Annotated in this window: 14 protein-coding genes and 1 pseudogene; 10 read left to right on the top strand and 5 right to left on the bottom strand. The window is 61.0% G+C overall.

Features of this window, described 5'->3' with window-relative positions; translation table 11 throughout:
- Positions 1 to 10 precede the first annotated feature (10 nt).
- Genes GR197_RS04775 through GR197_RS04765 form a run of 3 tightly spaced genes read left to right on the top strand, consistent with a single transcriptional unit; the run spans position 11 to position 2,968 of the window.
- The gene (locus tag GR197_RS04775; RefSeq protein WP_164007083.1) at positions 11 to 856 is read left to right on the top strand and encodes a carbohydrate-binding protein; all 846 of its coding nucleotides are present in this window, start codon (positions 11 to 13) and stop codon (positions 854 to 856) included.
- Between the two features lie 53 nt (positions 857 to 909).
- Entirely contained in the window at positions 910 to 1,578 is a 669-nt protein-coding gene (locus GR197_RS04770; RefSeq protein WP_164007081.1) for a response regulator, read from the top strand.
- Positions 1,568 to 2,968 carry a sensor histidine kinase gene (locus tag GR197_RS04765; protein ID WP_164007079.1) on the top strand — a complete coding sequence of 467 codons (1,401 nt, stop codon included), beginning with the start codon at positions 1,568 to 1,570 and terminating at the stop codon, positions 2,966 to 2,968. The genes GR197_RS04770 and GR197_RS04765 overlap by 11 nt, the downstream gene beginning before the upstream one ends.
- A gap of 250 nt (positions 2,969 to 3,218) precedes the next feature.
- Here GR197_RS04765 and GR197_RS04760 read toward each other — a convergent pair whose 3' ends face one another.
- The 4 genes from GR197_RS04760 to GR197_RS04745 all read right to left on the bottom strand — a co-directional run bounded on the left by GR197_RS04760 (position 3,219) and on the right by GR197_RS04745 (position 7,053).
- Positions 3,219 to 4,100 carry an ABC transporter permease gene (locus tag GR197_RS04760; RefSeq protein ID WP_164007077.1) on the bottom strand — a complete coding sequence of 294 codons (882 nt, stop codon included), beginning with the start codon at positions 4,098 to 4,100 and terminating at the stop codon, positions 3,219 to 3,221.
- 11 nt (positions 4,101 to 4,111) lie between these two features.
- A complete protein-coding gene (locus GR197_RS04755) occupies positions 4,112 to 4,930 on the bottom strand; it encodes an ABC transporter ATP-binding protein (RefSeq protein WP_164007075.1) in 819 nt (272 codons plus the stop codon).
- Positions 4,931 to 5,025: 95 nt separating this feature from the next.
- A complete protein-coding gene (locus GR197_RS04750; protein ID WP_164007073.1) occupies positions 5,026 to 6,039 on the bottom strand; it encodes an ABC transporter substrate-binding protein in 1,014 nt (337 codons plus the stop codon).
- A 285-nt stretch (positions 6,040 to 6,324) separates the two neighbouring features.
- On the bottom strand, positions 6,325 to 7,053 hold the full coding sequence (locus GR197_RS04745; RefSeq protein WP_164007071.1) for a FadR/GntR family transcriptional regulator: 729 nt from the start codon (positions 7,051 to 7,053) through the stop codon (positions 6,325 to 6,327).
- 260 nt (positions 7,054 to 7,313) lie between these two features.
- Here GR197_RS04745 and GR197_RS04740 point away from each other — a divergent pair.
- Positions 7,314 to 7,448 (top strand): annotated as a pseudogene (locus tag GR197_RS04740) (CopG family transcriptional regulator); the annotation flags it as partial.
- 6 nt (positions 7,449 to 7,454) lie between these two features.
- Here GR197_RS04740 and GR197_RS04735 read toward each other — a convergent pair.
- Positions 7,455 to 8,462, bottom strand: a complete 1,008-nt coding sequence (locus GR197_RS04735) for a LacI family DNA-binding transcriptional regulator (protein WP_164007069.1) — start codon at positions 8,460 to 8,462, stop codon at positions 7,455 to 7,457.
- 205 nt (positions 8,463 to 8,667) lie between these two features.
- On the opposite strand from GR197_RS04735, the gene GR197_RS04730 reads away from it, so the two are divergent.
- The 6 genes from GR197_RS04730 to GR197_RS04705 all read left to right on the top strand — a co-directional run bounded on the left by GR197_RS04730 (position 8,668) and on the right by GR197_RS04705 (position 16,483).
- Entirely contained in the window at positions 8,668 to 9,996 is a 1,329-nt protein-coding gene (locus GR197_RS04730; protein WP_164007067.1) for an alpha-L-fucosidase, read from the top strand.
- 48 nt (positions 9,997 to 10,044) lie between these two features.
- A complete protein-coding gene (locus tag GR197_RS04725; protein ID WP_164007064.1) occupies positions 10,045 to 11,265 on the top strand; it encodes an ABC transporter substrate-binding protein in 1,221 nt (406 codons plus the stop codon).
- 129 nt (positions 11,266 to 11,394) lie between these two features.
- Positions 11,395 to 12,321 (top strand): carbohydrate ABC transporter permease, encoded by a 927-nt coding sequence (locus GR197_RS04720; RefSeq protein WP_164007063.1) that lies wholly within the window; start codon positions 11,395 to 11,397, stop codon positions 12,319 to 12,321.
- On the top strand, positions 12,311 to 13,195 hold the full coding sequence (locus GR197_RS04715; RefSeq protein ID WP_164007061.1) for a carbohydrate ABC transporter permease: 885 nt from the start codon (positions 12,311 to 12,313) through the stop codon (positions 13,193 to 13,195). The genes GR197_RS04720 and GR197_RS04715 overlap by 11 nt, the downstream gene beginning before the upstream one ends.
- A gap of 197 nt (positions 13,196 to 13,392) precedes the next feature.
- A complete protein-coding gene (locus GR197_RS04710; protein WP_164007059.1) occupies positions 13,393 to 14,322 on the top strand; it encodes a substrate-binding domain-containing protein in 930 nt (309 codons plus the stop codon).
- 16 nt (positions 14,323 to 14,338) lie between these two features.
- Positions 14,339 to 16,483, top strand: a complete 2,145-nt coding sequence (locus tag GR197_RS04705) for a methyl-accepting chemotaxis protein (RefSeq protein WP_164007057.1) — start codon at positions 14,339 to 14,341, stop codon at positions 16,481 to 16,483.
- Positions 16,484 to 16,537: the final 54 nt, after the last annotated feature.

Here is a 16,537-nt window from a genome sequence, read left to right as displayed (position 1 = left end):
GAGGGCGAGCATGGAATTGACGCTGAAGATCATGGATGCCGATGGCTTCGTGCTGGCAAGCGCCACGGGACAGGACGAAACGTTTCTGGTCTATCGGCAGAGTTATCGCGAGGGTGACTGCGTCGTCGTGGAGGCTTCCGAACCCGGGCATATCTTCCTGGCACTGGACAGCGCGAATCAACCCGGCCCGGTCTATATGAAGGAATGCGATTATTGCCTCGCCGTGCCGTTCGGCGACAAGCATAAACCCTATTCGCCCGACGCCTTCAGCGGCGATATGCATCGGCTTTCAGTGCGAAGCGCGCGGCCCGACGAGATTGCCCAGCGGCGTAATCTGGCCCTGAACCCTTGGGACGATCACGCCAATCGGACGCTGTTTCCGCATGCGCGCGCCAATGTCGAAACCCGGGGCGAAGCGGTCTTTGCCGCGCGCAACGCCATCGACGGCGAAAAGGCCAATGATGATCACGGCTTCTGGCCCTACACCAGCTGGGGCATCAATCGAGATCCTGACGCCGCCCTGACGGTGGAGTTCGGCCGGCCTGTCCGGATCGATGAGATCGTCTTCTACCTCCGGGCCGACTTCCCGCATGATTCCTGGTGGGAGAAAGCCAGCGTCACCTTCTCGAACGGCAGGACCTCCTCCTTTCCGCTAGTGAAATCGGGTGCTGCGCAAGGCTTTTCGATAGAGCCCTGCATCGTCGAATGGGTGGAGCTGCACGGCCTGATCAAGGCGCAGGACGGCTCGCCCTTTCCGGCGCTGACGCAGATCGAAATCTGGGGAACGGAGGTGCCGATGGCCGGAGACCGAGAGGTCGCAGCCGTTGATGCCGAGGACGAGGCTGAAGACGCCTAGAGTCAACCGTGTCGCGCTTCCGCCAGACCATCTGCCCGTGCTAAGGGGGATGGATGAGACTGCTTGTAGTGGAGGACAACAAGGATCTGGCGGCCTGGCTGGGGAAAGCCCTGCGACAGGCGCAATATGCTATCGATATCGCCCATGACGGCGAGGACGCCGAGCATATGCTCAAGGTGGCCGAGTATTCGGCAATGATCCTCGACCTTGCGCTGCCCAAGCTTGACGGATTGACGCTTTTGAAGCGGCTGAGGCAGTCGGGAAGCAAGCTGCCGGTCATTATCTTGACCGCGAATGCGAGCCTGGATGGGCGTGTGGCGGGGCTCGACAGCGGCGCCGACGATTATCTCGCCAAGCCTTTCGAAATCGCCGAGCTCGAAGCGAGAATCCGCGCTGTGGTGCGCCGCGGGCAGGATCGCGCATCGTCGGAAATCACCGTCGGCAACCTGCGGTTTTCCGGTGGGACACGGCAATTTTTCGTCGCGGACGAGCTGCTGCAGCTGACGCCGCGAGAATATGCCGTCCTTGAACGGCTTGTCATGAAGCTTGGCAAGACGGTCTCGAAAGCCACGCTTTCTGAAAGCGTATTCGGTTTCGACGACGAGGCGGATCCGAGCGCCATCGAAATCTACGTCCATCGGCTGCGAAAAAAGCTCGAGAACAGCTCGGTTCAGATCGCGACGTTGCGTGGGCTCGGTTATCTCCTCAGACATGTCCAGTAGCCTCGTTAAAAAAGTGGGGGCGACGATCGCGCGGCTCAGCCGGAGCTTGAGGGTGCAGCTGCTCTGCTGGGTGCTGCTGACCCTGCTCGGCGCCATCGGCTTCAATCTCTACGACAGCTTCTGGACGGCGGACGCGACGGCAAAGCTAGTGACGGATCGAACACTTCTGGCCTCGGCCCGCGTCATTGCCGAGGCCGTCCGCGTCGACGAAGGCGGCAATGTTCAGGTGGATGTGCCGCCTGCAGCACTTGAGATGTTCGATACAGGCTTCGGTGACCGGGTGTCCTATCAGGTGATCACTGCGTGGGGCAGTCTTGTGAGCGGAGTTCCCGACTTGCCGTTGCCGGCCATCCATCGCGCAGGTGAGGATCGCGCGTTTCATGGCGCCGATGTGCGCGTCATGATACTTGACCATCCTGTCGTCGGGCTGCCCGATAACGGGGCGATCTCCGTGGCGGTCGCCGTGACCCATAACAGCCAGTACGCGATGCGACGGCAGCTGTGGCTCTCGGACTTTTCGAAGCAGTTCGTGCTCCTCTTCGTCGCAAGCCTGGTGACCATTCTCGGGCTTCAACGGGGTCTGGCGCCCGCTCTGCGACTGCGGGACGCTGTGCGACAGCGCGGTCGCAACCGTCTCGATCCGCTGCCGCCGGAGATGGTGCAGAGCGAACTGCAACCGCTCGTTCATGCACTCAACGACTACATGGAGCGCGTCCAGAGCCAGATGGCTGCGCAACGGCGGTTCGTATCGAATGCTGCCCATCAGTTGCGAACGCCCCTGGCGCTGATTTCGACCCAGGCAAGCGTGGCGGCCCGCGAAGACGATGCAGCTCGCCGCGACGAGGCGCTTTTTGCGCTTCGCGCCAGCACGAAGCAGATTTCGCGTCTCGCCAGCCAGCTTCTTACCTTGTCACGGGACGAGCCCGGAAGCCGGCGCCCGCGCAGCGACGCCGCCGACCTCTGCAAGGCAGCCCGCGAGATCCTGGAGGCGCATGCTGAAGAGGCGCTGAGGCGCAACATCGACGTCGGTCTGGAAGCGGACGGTCCCGTCATCGTCGAAGGCGACGGGACGATGTTGCGCGAGATGCTTGTCAACCTCATAGACAACGCGATCCGCTATACCAGCCCGAATGGACGGGTGACCGTTGCGGTCGGGCAGGCGGACGGCAACGCCGTCGTCACCGTCGAGGACAACGGGCCGGGGATTCCCCGCGGGGAGCGCGAGCAGGTTTTCGAACGGTTCTACCGGGTCATGGGGACGGAAGCAGAGGGCAGCGGTCTGGGGCTTGCGATCGTCCGGGAGGTCGTCGAAGGTGCCGGAGGCTCAGTCGTGCTCGACGGCGCGAAAGGTGGCGGCCTTATCGTGACCGTGCGGCTTCCGCTTGCTTAGACGCGAAGCACCTCAAATGGAAAAGGCGGGCCTCGTGCCCGGCCCCGGTTTGATGACGCTCTTGGCTCTCTATCCAGCGTCATCCTCGGCCTTGTGCCGAGGATCTGCTGCCCTATCGAACGGAAGCAGATGCTCGGCACAAGGCCGAGCACGACGAAAGGGGAGTTGGCCGACTTTGCGATCAAAAACACGAAAGCCGGGCATGCTGCCCGGCCATCGATGCGATCCGCCTTGGGAGGAGCGGATTTGATTACTGCGTATCCATGTGCTGCTGCGGACGCCATTTCGCCAGACGGTTCTCGACCAGCGTCATGATGTATTCGGCAACAAGCGTGACGACCATGACGAGCAAGATTGCCGCAAACATGCCGGCCGCGTCGAACGTGCCCTTGGCGATCGAGATGAGCTGGCCGATGCCATATCTGGCGCCGACGAATTCGCCGACGATTGCGCCGATGATCGCAAATCCGAAAGAGACGTGCAGGCTGGCGAAGATCCAGCTCATCGCCGAAGGAATGACCACGGTCCGGGTCACCTGCCAGTCCGAGGCGCCGAGGATGCGGGCATTGGCAATCATGTTGCGGTCGGCCTCGCGCACGCCCTGGAAGGCGTTTGCAAACACCACGAAGAACACCATGATGAAGGCAAGCGCCACTTTGGAGGGCAGGCCGAGGCCCATGATCATGATGAAGATCGGGGCGAGAACGACGCGCGGGATCGAGTTGATCGCCTTGATGTAGACCGAGAAGATGTCCGACAGAAAGCGGTTGCGGCCGAGGCCGATGCCGACGAAAACGCCGGTGATTGAGCCTGCGAAGAAGCCGATCAGCGCCTCTTCCATTGTCACCCAGAGATTGTACCAGAGCGACCCTTCCGTGGTGCCTTCCGTTGCCCATTCGTAGAGACGCTGAACGACGCCACTCGGGCTCGAATAGAAGAAGGGGTCAATCCACTGCATGTTGGAGGAGAGTTCCCACATGCCGATCGCGAAGACCAGGATGGCGATCTGCCAGAAGCGCACCAGCAGTTTGCGCCGACGCATCGCCTTCAGCGCCGATGCCTCGATTTCTGTATCAGACGTGCCCGGCCGAAACATGGTGGCCGAACCGGCCTCAAGAGTGGTGTGTGCCATGATATCCTCCCTCAGGCCGCTTCGCTTGCGCGGCGGTAGCTGGTCTCGACCTCTTCGCGGAGGTCCTCCCAGATCGTCTTGCAATAGTCGATGAAGCTCTGCTCGTAGCGGATTTCCGACACGACGCGCGGGCGGGGAAGATCGATCGTGTAGACCGATTTGACCGTCGCTGGGCCGGCGGTGAGCACATAGACCTTGTCGGCGAGCGCCACCGCCTCTTCGAGATCGTGGGTCACAAACACCACCGAGGCCTTTCGCTCGGCCCACAGCTTCAAGAGCTCTTCATGCATGACGGTGCGGGTCTGCACGTCGAGCGCCGAAAACGGCTCATCCATCAGCAGGATTTCTGGTTCATTGATGAAGGTCTGCGCCAGCGAGACGCGCTTGCGCATGCCGCCCGAAAGCTGGTGGGGATAGTGATGGAGAAATTTCGAAAGACCGACACGGGCGATCCAGTCGCGGGCGCTCTTTTCCGCCTCGGCGCGCGACTTTCCGCGGAACAGTGGACCGGCCATGACATTGTCGATGACGTTCTTCCAGGGAAAGAGCGCGTCGGTCTGGAATGCGAAGCCGACACGCGGATCAATGCCGGTGATCGGCCCGCCCATCAACCGGACTTCGCCGGCACTGGGGCGTGCGAGACCCGTCACGAGGTTGAGAGTCGTCGACTTCCCGCATCCGGTAGGACCGACGACGGCGACAAACTCGCCGCGGGCAACCGTCATATTGAAATCGCGCAAGGCTGTGAGGGATTTTCCGGTCGGCGAGACGAAACGCCGGCTGACGTTGATCAGCTCGATCGCCGGGATTTGCTTGTTGTCATGTTGCATGATGATACCTGAGGCGTGCCTTAGGGCGCGTGCACGCAATGCCCATGGATCGATCGGAGGCCGCTTCCGGCCGAAGCCGGAAGCGATATCACCCGTTACTTGACGTTCTTGACGAATTCCGTCGTGTAGGTCTTGGAAAGGTCGATCTGCTTGCCTTTGACGTTCTTGGAGAACTCCGAGAGCACGGCAAGCACGGTCTTCGGACCGTCTTCCGGCATGACGCCGTCAGTGGTGAACATGCCCTTGCCGTCGTTCAAAGCCTTGATGTAGCCGTCCTTGTCGCCGACGTAGAAATCCTTCGGCATCTTGTCTGCGATCTCGGCGGCAGAATGCGTGTTGATGAAGCGCAGAGTCTTGACGAAAGCGTTGGCGAGCTTCTGGGCCTCGTCCTTATGCGCGTCGACCCAGGAGGCTTCCATATAGAGCGAGGCGGCCGGATAAGTGCCGCCGAGCGCCTGGCGGGTCGACTCGACCGTGCGCATATCGACGAGCACGCTCGCCTCGCCCGTTTTGACCAAGCGCGAGATCGTCGGCTCGGTCGTCATGCCGGCCTGGATCTGATCCTGTTGCATGGCCGCGATGAATGTGCCGCCGGCGCCGACTGGAACCGTGACGACGTCGCCGGGCTTCAAGCCGGCCTTCGATGCCATGAAGAGGGTCAGGAAGTTCGTAGACGAGCCGAGACCGGTGACGCCGAGGGTCTTGCCCTTGAAATCGGCCGGCGATTTGATGTCAGGATGCTTGCTCGAAACCATCTCGACTTCACCAGGCGCCTGGCTGAACTGGACGATGGATTCGACAAATTTGCCCTTGGCCTGCAGGTCGACGCAGTGGTCGTAGAAGCCGACCACGCCCTGGACCGCGCCGGCCAGAAGCTGGTTTTCAGCATCGACGCCGGCAGCTTCGTTCAGGAGTTCGACGTCGAGACCCTCGTCCTTGAAGTACCCGAGCGATTCGGCGAGCTTGGCCGGCAGATAGATCTGCTTTTCATAACCGCCGACCATGATGGTGATTTTGTCGGCCGCGTTTGCGGCGCTCGCAGCGAAAGATGCTGCAGCAAAAAGCGTGGAAAGGGCTACGGTTTGAAAAAGGCTGCGTGAAGAACGCATGGAAATCTCCTCCTGGTGCTTGCATCGTCGTCTGGCCACCTTGACCGTGCTCCTCCACGATGCTGCCCTTTCCTATGACGTCGAAGCTTTCAACTAGCTTTCAGCCGCAGAAGGGTCAAATAGCGCGTCCAATCCATGCGTCACGCCGAAAAACGCGTTGCGCGCGCTTCCTTACAATGCAGGAGCCTGCTCAAATTGCCGGGAAAGTCGCTTTCGACGTCGATTCTTGGATGGGTTGCTGTGACTGTCGAAAAGCCTGTCGTGCGGCGGAGCTTTTCGTTGAGCTCACGTCGCAAAACTCCGCAGGTCCTTCAGCAGGTTGCGGTACCTGGTCTGACTGCCGACCAGGTGCTCGCGCATGGCGTTGCGGGCAGCCTGATCGTCCCTGTCGGAGATCGCAACGATGATCGCTTCATGTTCCCTGTGGATCAGCTTTCGGTAGGCGGTCTGCTCGGCCGTCCTGGTTTCCGGGACAAGCCTCGATTGCGGGATGATCGCCGACCCCTGAGATTGAAGGAAGTGCCTGAACAGTGGATTGTTGGTCGCCTCGGCGATCGCGACATGGAGTTTGAGATCCGCCTCGCGGATGGATTGATCCGTCTCGATGCACTGGAGGATCTTCCGGTGGCATTCGAAGATCGCTTCCTCCTGTGCCGGCGAGCGGCGCAAGGCGGCAAGCCCGGCCGCCTCGATTTCGACCGGGGTTCGGATTTCGAGCACTTCCAAGTCGGAGGCGACGCGGGCCTTGTCCACCCTCCGACCTGACAGTGTCGGGTCAGGGCCGATCACGAAAATTCCCGCGCCTTGGCGCACCTCGACCAGTCCGTCGGAACGAAGTGCGGCGACCGCCTCGCGCACCACGGTTCGACTGACACTATGCGTCTCGGTCAGTTCATGCTCGCTTGGAAGCTTGTCGCCGGCGGAATACTGGCCGCTGAGGATCGCTTGCCGAAGGCTTTCGCCGACCCGTGAGACCAGCGACCCCGAGCTTCTGCTGCGATCCTTCATATGCATACCCACGCCTTGACCCTCGCATCGGCTTTGATCGGATGCGGCCAAGATTGGCGGCATCAGAAATCTCGATTCATCACACATGTATGACAAATTTCTCCGCGTTTCAATCGACGTCCACAACTGCTTCTCTTATAACCTGTTTTGTCGACTGGAGCTGTGGTGGGTATTACCGGAGTTAATAGCTATGATCGCTAACAATCGAGTAGGAGGTTTCGATGAAAGCCAAGGATCCGATAGGGCAAGTCCCGTTGCTGCTTTCGCAGAAAGAGAAGCGTCGGCACTTGACGCTCGAGGCGCTGGTGAGCGTTGACGAGGGCAATACTGTCGACCATCGGTTCGTACAGGCCTGGGCCGATAGCCTCGATGGCGATAAGCCGGTTTTGTTGCCTCCGTGATAGAAGTCACAGCCGCCTGGTCGATTCCCCGCGCACGAATCTCGGCGTCAGGATGATATCCCGTGGCGGCTCCGCGGCAGCCTCGGGGCTTGCGATCCTGGCCAGCAGCCGCTGTGCCGCCAGTTCGCCGAGCTTCTGCGCATCCTGCACGACCATGGTGATGCGCGGCGTGATAACGTTGCTCCAGGGCACGTCGTCGACCATCGCCAGCGACACGTCGTCGGGACAGCGGAAGCCCATCTCCTGCATCACCTGCAGAGCTGCAAGTCCGGTCATGTTGTTGGCGCCGATGATGGCGGTCGGGCGGTCGCGGCGGGTGAGCAGCCGCATCGCCTGCGCGTGGCCGCCGGTTCGGGTGAAGCCGCCTTCGACCACAAGCGAAGGATCGACCTCGACGCCGGCGCCGGCCATCGTATTCAAAAAACCCTTCAGGCGCTCGGCGGCGGTATGCAGGTCGCTCGGGCCGGAGATGAAGCCGATGCGGCGGTGACCGAGCTGCAGCAGGTGCTCGGTCAGGATGGTCGTCATCAGTGGATTGTCGGAGCCGATGAAATCGCGCGCGGCACCCTCCACCTTCTGGTCGAACATCACGATCGGCGTCTTGAAATCGCGCAGGAAGGCTGCGTATTCCTCGCCGTGCCCGTTTGACGCCAACGCGATGCCGGCAATCTTCTGCGCCTCGAGCCGTTCCAGCAGCGCCCGTTCGAGATCGGCCCGGCCGGAAGAATCCGCGATCAGGACGAAATAGCCGGTGTCGAGCCCCTGGCGCTCGATCTCGCGGCGGATGTCGCCGAAAAACATGTTGCCGAGATTGGCCGCAACGAAGCCGATCAGCGAACTTCGCCCGCGCGCCAGCGTCTGGGCCACCGGATCGATGCGGTAGCCCGTCGATTTTATCGCCTGCTGGATGCGGTCGAGCGTCTCGGCGCCGACCCGCTGGGGGCTATTGAGCGCCAGCGAGACGGTCGAGATCGAAACCCCCGCAAGGCGCGCGACATCTCGTATGGTCGTCATGTCTATCGAACCGGTTCTAAAGCTTTCTTTTGTCAGATTTTATGCGTTGTTGCAATCAGTCGTGCTGAATTGCCCCATATGAAGGGATTTTCCCCAAGTTTTGCGATTTATGAATTTCGGCTTGACAGGCGTAGGTTGAGACAAGAAGATCAGCCACCGAACCGGTTCGACATGATGTGAACCGGAAACAGGGAGGAGAAAACCTGTGACGAGTTCGGAACGCCAGCCGGAGAATCCGGCATTGAGAGGGGCGGGTAAGCACGCCTGGTTCAGCCATGATCGCCTCGGCATGTTCATCCACTGGGGTCTCTATGCCCTGGGAGCCCGGCATGAGTGGTTGAAGAACCGCGAAGAGCTGACCGACGAGCACTATCAGCGCTATTTCGACAATTTCGATCCCGATCTCTACGATCCCAAGGAGTGGGCGCGCCGCGCGCGTCTCGCCGGCATGAAATATGTCGTGGTGACGACCAAGCATCACGAGGGTTTCTGCCTCTGGGACAGTAAGCTCACCAATTACAAGGCGCCGAACACGCCTTGTGGCAAGGACCTTCTGACGCCGCTGGTCGAGGCCTTCCGCGCCGAGGGATTGAAGATCGGCTTCTATTATTCACTGCTCGACTGGCACCATCCGGACTTTCCGATCGACCTGCACCATCCCTTGCGCAACCATCCCGAGGCCAAGGCGCTGAATGCCGGTCGCAACGTCGCCAACTATGCGGCCTATATGCGCGAACAGGTGCGCGAGCTCCTGACCGGCTTCGGCCGCGTCGACATCATCTGGTTCGATTTTAGCTATCCCGGGCCTGCGCGGGAATATCGCGGCCTGCCCGGTAAGGGGCGTGCCGACTGGGACAGCGAGCGGCTTGTCGAGCTGGCGCGCGAGTTGCAGCCCGAAATCATCATCAACAACCGGCTCGATCTGCCGCCGGGAACCTTGCCCGACATAACCACGCCGGAGCAATATACGCCGCGCGTTGCACCTGCCGTCGCCAGCCAGGGGGTGCTCTGGGAAGCCTGCCACACCTTCAGCGGCTCCTGGGGTTATCACCGCGACGAGGCTAGCTGGAAGAGCCCGGAACAGATCATCCAGCTGCTGATCGATTCCGTTGCACTCGGCGGCAACCTGCTGATGAATGTCGGGCCGACCGGGCGGGGCACGTTCGATGCCCGCGCCATCGATGCTCTCGAGGTCTACCGGAAATGGATGGCCGTCAACGCACGCGCCATCTATGGGGCCGGCCCGTCCGAGCTTCCGGCACCCGCTGGCTGCCGCTACACCCAGCGCGGCAACCGCCTCTACCTTCATGTCTATAACTGGCCTTACCGCCACATCCACATCGAGGGCATCGCCGACAGGGTCGCCTATGTGCAGTTCCTGCACGACGCCAGCGAGGTCCACTGGGTGGCCCATACCAGGGATGTGGATCCCAATGTCGGCGTGATGGTGCCGGGAGGCATCGTCATGCTGGAACTGCCGGTTCGGCGACCTGATGTCACCGTGCCGGTGATCGAGATCGTCCTCAAGGCGTAGTCGATCCCACGTGCGTGTCCATTGCGTTCATGGAGGGAGGAGAAACCCATGAAGGTGTTAAAGAAAACGCTTATGCTTGCCGCAATCGGCGGTAGCCTATTTGCCACCGCCGCATCCGCCGAACAGGTCAACCTGACCTGGCAGATGTGGACCGGTTCCGATGCCGACACCAAGGGCTGGCAGCACCTAGCCGACATGGTGACCGCCAAATATCCCGATATCAAGGTGACCCTGACGACGACGGGTTGGGTCGACTACTGGACAAGGCTGCCGGTGCTGGCGGCATCCGGACAGCTCGCCGATATCGTTTCCATGCAGTCGCTGCGCATGCCGAATTTTGTTTCGCTGCTCGAGCCTCTGAATGACCGGATCGCGGCCGACAAATTCGATGTCGGCGCTTTCACCCCTTCGATCATCGGCGGCATGTCCGTCGACAAGCAGCTTTACGGCCTGCCTTACGACGTCGGTCCGTGGGTCATCTATTATAACCAGGACGCGCTCGAAGCTGCCGACGTTCCGTTGCCTAAGCCGGGCTGGACGCTTGGCGAATTCACCGATGCCGCCAAGAAGCTGACCAAGGACGGCAAATACGGCTTCGGCATCACCCCGACCAATTATTCGGTTCTGGCGGCCGCCTGGGGCGATAAATATGTCAACGACGCAGGAGAGCTAGACCTCACCAATCCGAGCGCCGTTGCTGCCGCCGAGAGGGTGATTGGCTTTGCCGCCAAGGACAAGGTCGCGCCGCTGGTGCCGTCGAGCGCCGATGCCGGCACGGTCATCCAAGGCCGGTTCTACTCGGGCAATGTCGCCATGTATATCGACGGTCCGTGGTCAATCATCGGCATGAAGGACAAGGTCAAGTTCAAAATTGGTTCTACCTCGCTCCCGCGCGGAGACGGCGAGCTTACCGCCGTCACGGCGGGCTCAGGTTTCGGCATCGCCACGACGAGCAAGAACAAGGATGCGGCCTGGAAGGCGATCCAGGTGCTGACCAGCCCGGAAGCATTGCAATACCTCGCCGAACAGGGGCGTGCGCTGCCGGCGCGCACGGCGTCGCAATCCTCGTGGTACAAGGTGGCAGCCAAGGACATTACCAATGGCGGCGAGGCCATCGATTATTCCCTGGCGCATTCAGTGCCCTACGTGATCACCAACAACTGGGCGGCGGTCGAAAACCTGTTCAACCAGTATTTCCCGCCGGCCTTCGGCGGCAGCGCCGACGCCAAGCAGACGATGGAGTCCATCCAGAGCCTTGCGCAACAATAGAGCGCCCGCGCGTCTGAGAAGACGCGCCGTCGCTTTGGATCTGCGCATGATCGTTCGGACAATCGATTTCGATTTACGGGTCATGCGCCAGCTCTCGCCGCGGCGGGATTGCCACGCATGGAGGAAGACATGTCGCAAAGCGCCGTCGCCGAAATTCCGCTGCAGCCCGGTCAGCCACGGCGTTTTCTGAAGCCGGAGACGCAGACCGCCATGCTGTTCCTGCTGCCGAGCTTCCTCGGCTTCATGATCTTCATGGCTCTGCCGATCCTGGCGTCGCTGGCGCTCTCCTTCACCAACTGGCAGCTGATCTCGACGCCGTCCTTCGTCGGCTTTCAGAATTACATCAAGCTTTTCACCGTCGATCCGGCATTTTACACCATCTTGCGCAATACGCTGTTCTTCGCCGTCGAATATCTGGCGCTGAACATTGCCGTCTCGCTGACGCTTGCGGTGTGGATATCGAGCCTGAAGCGCGGCAAGGCGATCTTCCGGGTGATCTTCTTCCTGCCGACCTTCACGCCGACGATCGCCGCGTCGGTCGTGTGGCTGCTGATCTTCACGCCAGATGGATTGGCCGACGCCGTCATCCGAGCGCTCGGCCTCGGCCTGCCGAATTTCCTGCTGAACCCGACCTGGGCCATGCAGGCGATCATCCTGGTCACGCTGTGGGCGAATGTCGGCTATAACGTCGTGATGTTCAACGCCGCGCTCGATCTGGTGCCGAAGCATTATCTCGAAGCGGCGACGATCGATGGCGCCAATGCCTGGCAGCAATTCTGGCGCATCCGCTTGCCGCTCATCTCGCCGACCGTCTTCTTCGCCACCGTGATGACGGCGATCACGTCGCTGCAGGTCTTTGACGAGATCTTTGCGATGACGCGCGGCGGCCCAGGCTCGGCGACGGCCACACTCGGCTTCGCCATCTACCAGAAAGGCTTCACCAACTTCCAGATGGGTTATGCCTCTGCTCTTGCCTGGGTGATGTTCGTCATGATCATGGCGCTCACCATTCTGCAGTTCCACATGCAGCGCAAATGGGTGCATTATGACGACTGACCTGACCTCACGGCATCCGCATTCCGTCTCGGCGAATCGGCAGCGCACCCTGCGGCGCGTCGCCAGCTTTTTGAGTTACGCGGGACTTTCGCTGGTCGCGCTGCTTTTCCTCTTCCCATTTTTCTGGATGGTGTCGAACGCGGTGCGCTCCAACGCCGAAGTGATGGCCGTGCCGGTCCGCATCTTCCCTGAGGAGTATCAGTGGGGCACCTTCGTTGATGCCTTGGTGTCCCTGCCGTTCGGCACCTTCCTGCTGAATTCCCTCGTGGTCGCCTGTGGCGTGACGGCGATCGTGGTCGCGGTGTCCTGCCTTTCCGCCTACGCCTTCGCCCGGCTGAGGTTTCCCGGGCGGGAAGGGCTGCTGCTCACCTATCTGAGCACGCTGATGATCCCGCAGGTGATGCTGGTCATCCCGCTCTTCCTCCTGGTCAGCAAGCTCGGCTGGATCAATACCTATCACGGCATGATCCTGCCGGTCGCCTTCTCTTCCTTCGGCACGTTTTTGCTGAGGCAGTTTATCCTCGGCATTCCCAAGGATCTCGACGAGGCGGCGATGATGGACGGTGCTTCGCGCCTGCGCATCCTGGTCACGGTGATCGTTCCGCTTGCCATGCCGGCGATCGGCCTGCTGTCGCTCTTCACATTCATCGCGCAATGGAAGAGTTTCCTTTGGCCGCTGATCGCTACCAGCGGCGTCGAGAAAGCCACGCTGCCGCTCGGGCTCACCCTGTTCCAGACGCAGCAGGGCACTTCGTGGAACTACATCATGGCGGGTGCGACAATTTCCATGGTGCCGGGCGTCATCCTGGCCATCGTAATGCAGAGGATAATCTACAAAGGCATCTCCGTCGGATCCGGCTTCGGCGGACGATAGTTTATATAAAACATAGCTTAAAGCGTGTGGCGCCAGGTTCGAGGCGAAGCTGGTCAAGTTCGGCTGATAGCCGCCCAAGAAGCGCAACCGCCCCGCAAGATCATACCCTCGCGCTTAACTTTTGCTTCGCGTCGAAAAGTAAAATTTAACCAAAATTTGAAATAACGCATTCAGATCCGAATTGCGCAGGGGAATTCATGAAAACGGCCACGCTTGCATCCATCGCCTTGGCGATATCGGTCTCTGTTGCCAATGCACAGACGATCGGGGTTTCGATGACCAATCTCGACAAATTCAGAGAGATGCTTCTGAATGGCGTGCTCTCGCACGGGAAGACGATATCAGGCCTCAAGCTCGTCACCGCGAATGCCAAGGGCGACAACGAGCTTCAGAAGAAGCAGGTTCAGCAGTTCGTTGCCGACAAGGTCGATGCCATTATCATGATGCTGTCTGATGGCGATTTCGGGCCGCAAATGACCAAGATCGCAGCGGATGCCGGCATTCCGCTGATCTACATCAACACTACGCCCTCCAATCTGTCGGACTTGCCGGACAATCAGGTCGTTGTCGCCTCCGATGAGAAGGATTCCGGTACGCTGGAGACGAAGCAAGTGTGCTCTCTCCTCAAGGGCAAGGGCCGTGTCGTCGTGCTGATGGGGGAGGTCTTCCATGTGGCCGCCCGTACCCGCACCCAGGACATCGCCGATGTCATCGCGACGCCGGAATGCAAAGGCCTTGAGATCGTCGAGCAGCAAGCGGGCTATTGGTCGCGCGATTATGCCGATCAGCAGATGCAGGAATGGCTGGCGGCCGGCGTCAAGTTCGATGCTGTTATCGCCAACAATGACGAGATGGCGCTCGGTGCGATCCGCGCCATGAAGAAGGCCAATATCCCGATGAAGGACGTCGTCGTTGCCGGCGTCGACGCCACCGACGATGCGCTTGCCGCCATGGTGGCCGGCGATCTCGACGTGACCATTCTCCAGAGTGCGGTCGGGCAGGGGGCGGCGGCCGTCGACGCTGCCGTGAAGCTCGTCAACAAGGAGAAGGTGCCGCGCGAAAACAACGTCCCCTTCGAACTGGTCACACCCGAGAACATTGCCCAATACCTGCCGAAGAGCCAGTGAGCATAAGAGGCCTATGATGTTGCATTTCTGGAATAAATTCGGCATTCGCGCGCAGATCACTTCGGGCTTCGTGCCATTGATCCTGCTGATGAGCCTGCTCACCGTCAGCGCGATCTCCGGCATGAACGGGCTCGCATCGATTTTCGCGTCCTATCGCGCCACGGCGGGCCAGAGCCTCGCCATATCGGACTACAGCGACCAGCTGAACGAGATTCAGATGTCTGCTGAAGCTTTCCGCTCCACGCCGACCCAGGATGTCGTCGACCGCTTCCGTGCCGGCGTGAAGGCGTTCGACGCCGACGATCCGCGTTTTGCCGGCAACAAGGAGCTGCAATCCGGCCTTGCCGCGATCCGCCAGGACATTGCCGCCTATGGCAAGGCTTTCGAACAGATCGTTTCTCTTCAGGCCCGGCGTGACGCCTTGATCTCCAAGGTCACCGAATTTGGCCCCTGGACCAGCATCGCTCTCAACGACGTCGTGCGAAGCGCCTGGCGCCAGAACGATGTGGCCGTATTGCAGATGACGGCGGCGACACTGGAGGCTTTGAACCGCAGTCTCTATTTCTCCGAGCGCTTCGTGCATTCCAACGATTTTGCGGCCTATGACACGGCGCAGGCAGCGCTGGCCGAAGCGGTCAGCCTCAATGAAACCGCCGCCAAGGCCGCGAAGAACGAGTTGCAGAAGAAGCGCCTGATGGGCGCCGGCCAGCTCATGCAGAACTACACCGCCCGTCTCGGCGACATGAAGGACGTCCTGCAGGCCTCCGGCAACATCCGCCAGACACAGCTCAGCGTGCTTGCGCCGAAAATATCAGGCGGTTTCAAGGACCTGCAGGCAACCGTCACGGGTGCGCAGAAGACCCTGGATGGTTCGGTTGACGCAACGGTTGCCTCCGCGACCAGCACGACGCTCGTCATCAGCGGGCTGTTGATCGTCATCGGCCTCGTGCTTTCCTATTTCGTCGGCCGGCTGATTTCCTCGGCGGTGCGCAAGATGGCGCAGTCGATGGAGCAGCTTGCCCGCGGCGAGGAGAAGATCGCGATAACGGGCGTCGAGCACCGCCATGAGCTGGGCGCCATGGCGCGTTCGCTGAAGGTATTCCAAGAGACCGGCCGTGCCAAGCTGATCGCCGAAGCCAATGCCGAGCGGGCACGCCTGGCCGCCGAGGAAGAGCGGCTGCGGCAGGAGGCCGAGCGGCTTTCCGATGCGCAGGTGATGGAACATGCCTTCCGCCAGATTTCCGTAGGCCTTGACGCGCTCTCCAAGGGCGATCTCACCGTCCGCGTCGGCGAAGTCGACCATCGCTACGTCAGGATCCGCGATCACTTCAACAACTCGGTCGCAAGCCTCGAGGAAGCGGTCGACTCCGTCATTCGCGCGGTCGCCACCATCCGCTCCGGCCTGTCGGAAATCTCCACCGCCTCCAACGATCTCGCCCGCCGCACCGAGCAGCAGGCAGCCTCCCTGGAAGAAACGGTTGCAGCACTCGGCGACGTGACCCGCGGCGTCAACGGCACGGCGGAGGGCGCAGGCCGCGCCCAGGCCGTCGTGGCGACGGCGCGCACCAATGCCGAAAAGGGCGGCGAGATCGTCGCCCGGGCCATCGACGCGATGACGGAAATTCAAAATTCTTCGTCCAAGATCGGCAACATCATCAGCGTCATCGATGAGATCGCCTTCCAGACCAACCTGTTGGCGCTGAATGCCGGCGTCGAAGCGGCGCGTGCCGGTGAAGCCGGCAAGGGTTTTGCGGTAGTCGCCCAGGAAGTCCGTGAGCTCGCCCAGCGTTCCGCCAATGCGGCAAGGGAGATCAAGCAACTGATCTCCACCTCCTCGGCGCAGGTCAAGACCGGCGTCGAGCTGGTCGGCGAATCCGGCCTCTCGCTCGAACAGATCGTCGAGCAGGTCACAGCAATGAATGCGACCGTGGCCGAGATTGCCGTTGCCGCGCGCGAACAGGCGACAAGCCTGCGCGAGGTCTCGGCCGCCGGCGACCAGATGGACAAGGTGACGCAGCAGAACGCCGCGATGGTCGAAGAAACCACGGCCGCCGCCCAGAGCCTGACACAGGAAACCGAAAGCCTTGCCGATCTGTTGCGGCGGTTCAAGACGGGCAGCCGCCAGGCACGTGACCATCACCCCTACGCAATGGCATCGTAACGTTCTGCTGATGCGGTAAAGAGAACACCGCCGCTCCGAAAGGGCGGCGGTGAA

The organism is Rhizobium phaseoli, assembly GCF_010668805.1.
GTDB classification, from domain to species: Bacteria; Pseudomonadota; Alphaproteobacteria; order Rhizobiales; family Rhizobiaceae; genus Rhizobium; species Rhizobium phaseoli_A.
This window is presented reverse-complemented; position numbering and strand designations above follow the sequence as displayed.

What these genes read in the sequence shown, in the direction of transcription:
- GR197_RS04715 (WP_164007061.1), top strand. Translation starts at nt 12,311, where the DNA reads ATGACGACTGACCTGACCTCACGGCATCCGCATTCCGTCTCGGCGAAT.
- GR197_RS04760 (WP_164007077.1), bottom strand. Translation starts at nt 4,100, where the DNA reads ATGGCACACACCACTCTTGAGGCCGGTTCGGCCACCATGTTTCGGCCG.
- GR197_RS04770 (WP_164007081.1), top strand. Translation starts at nt 910, where the DNA reads ATGAGACTGCTTGTAGTGGAGGACAACAAGGATCTGGCGGCCTGGCTG.
- GR197_RS04750 (WP_164007073.1), bottom strand. Translation starts at nt 6,039, where the DNA reads ATGCGTTCTTCACGCAGCCTTTTTCAAACCGTAGCCCTTTCCACGCTT.
- GR197_RS04765 (WP_164007079.1), top strand. Translation starts at nt 1,568, where the DNA reads ATGTCCAGTAGCCTCGTTAAAAAAGTGGGGGCGACGATCGCGCGGCTC.
- GR197_RS04710 (WP_164007059.1), top strand. Translation starts at nt 13,393, where the DNA reads ATGAAAACGGCCACGCTTGCATCCATCGCCTTGGCGATATCGGTCTCT.
- GR197_RS04725 (WP_164007064.1), top strand. Translation starts at nt 10,045, where the DNA reads ATGAAGGTGTTAAAGAAAACGCTTATGCTTGCCGCAATCGGCGGTAGC.
- GR197_RS04775 (WP_164007083.1), top strand. Translation starts at nt 11, where the DNA reads ATGGAATTGACGCTGAAGATCATGGATGCCGATGGCTTCGTGCTGGCA.
- GR197_RS04755 (WP_164007075.1), bottom strand. Translation starts at nt 4,930, where the DNA reads ATGCAACATGACAACAAGCAAATCCCGGCGATCGAGCTGATCAACGTC.
- GR197_RS04720 (WP_164007063.1), top strand. Translation starts at nt 11,395, where the DNA reads ATGTCGCAAAGCGCCGTCGCCGAAATTCCGCTGCAGCCCGGTCAGCCA.
- GR197_RS04745 (WP_164007071.1), bottom strand. Translation starts at nt 7,053, where the DNA reads ATGCATATGAAGGATCGCAGCAGAAGCTCGGGGTCGCTGGTCTCACGG.
- GR197_RS04705 (WP_164007057.1), top strand. Translation starts at nt 14,339, where the DNA reads ATGTTGCATTTCTGGAATAAATTCGGCATTCGCGCGCAGATCACTTCG.
- GR197_RS04735 (WP_164007069.1), bottom strand. Translation starts at nt 8,462, where the DNA reads ATGACGACCATACGAGATGTCGCGCGCCTTGCGGGGGTTTCGATCTCG.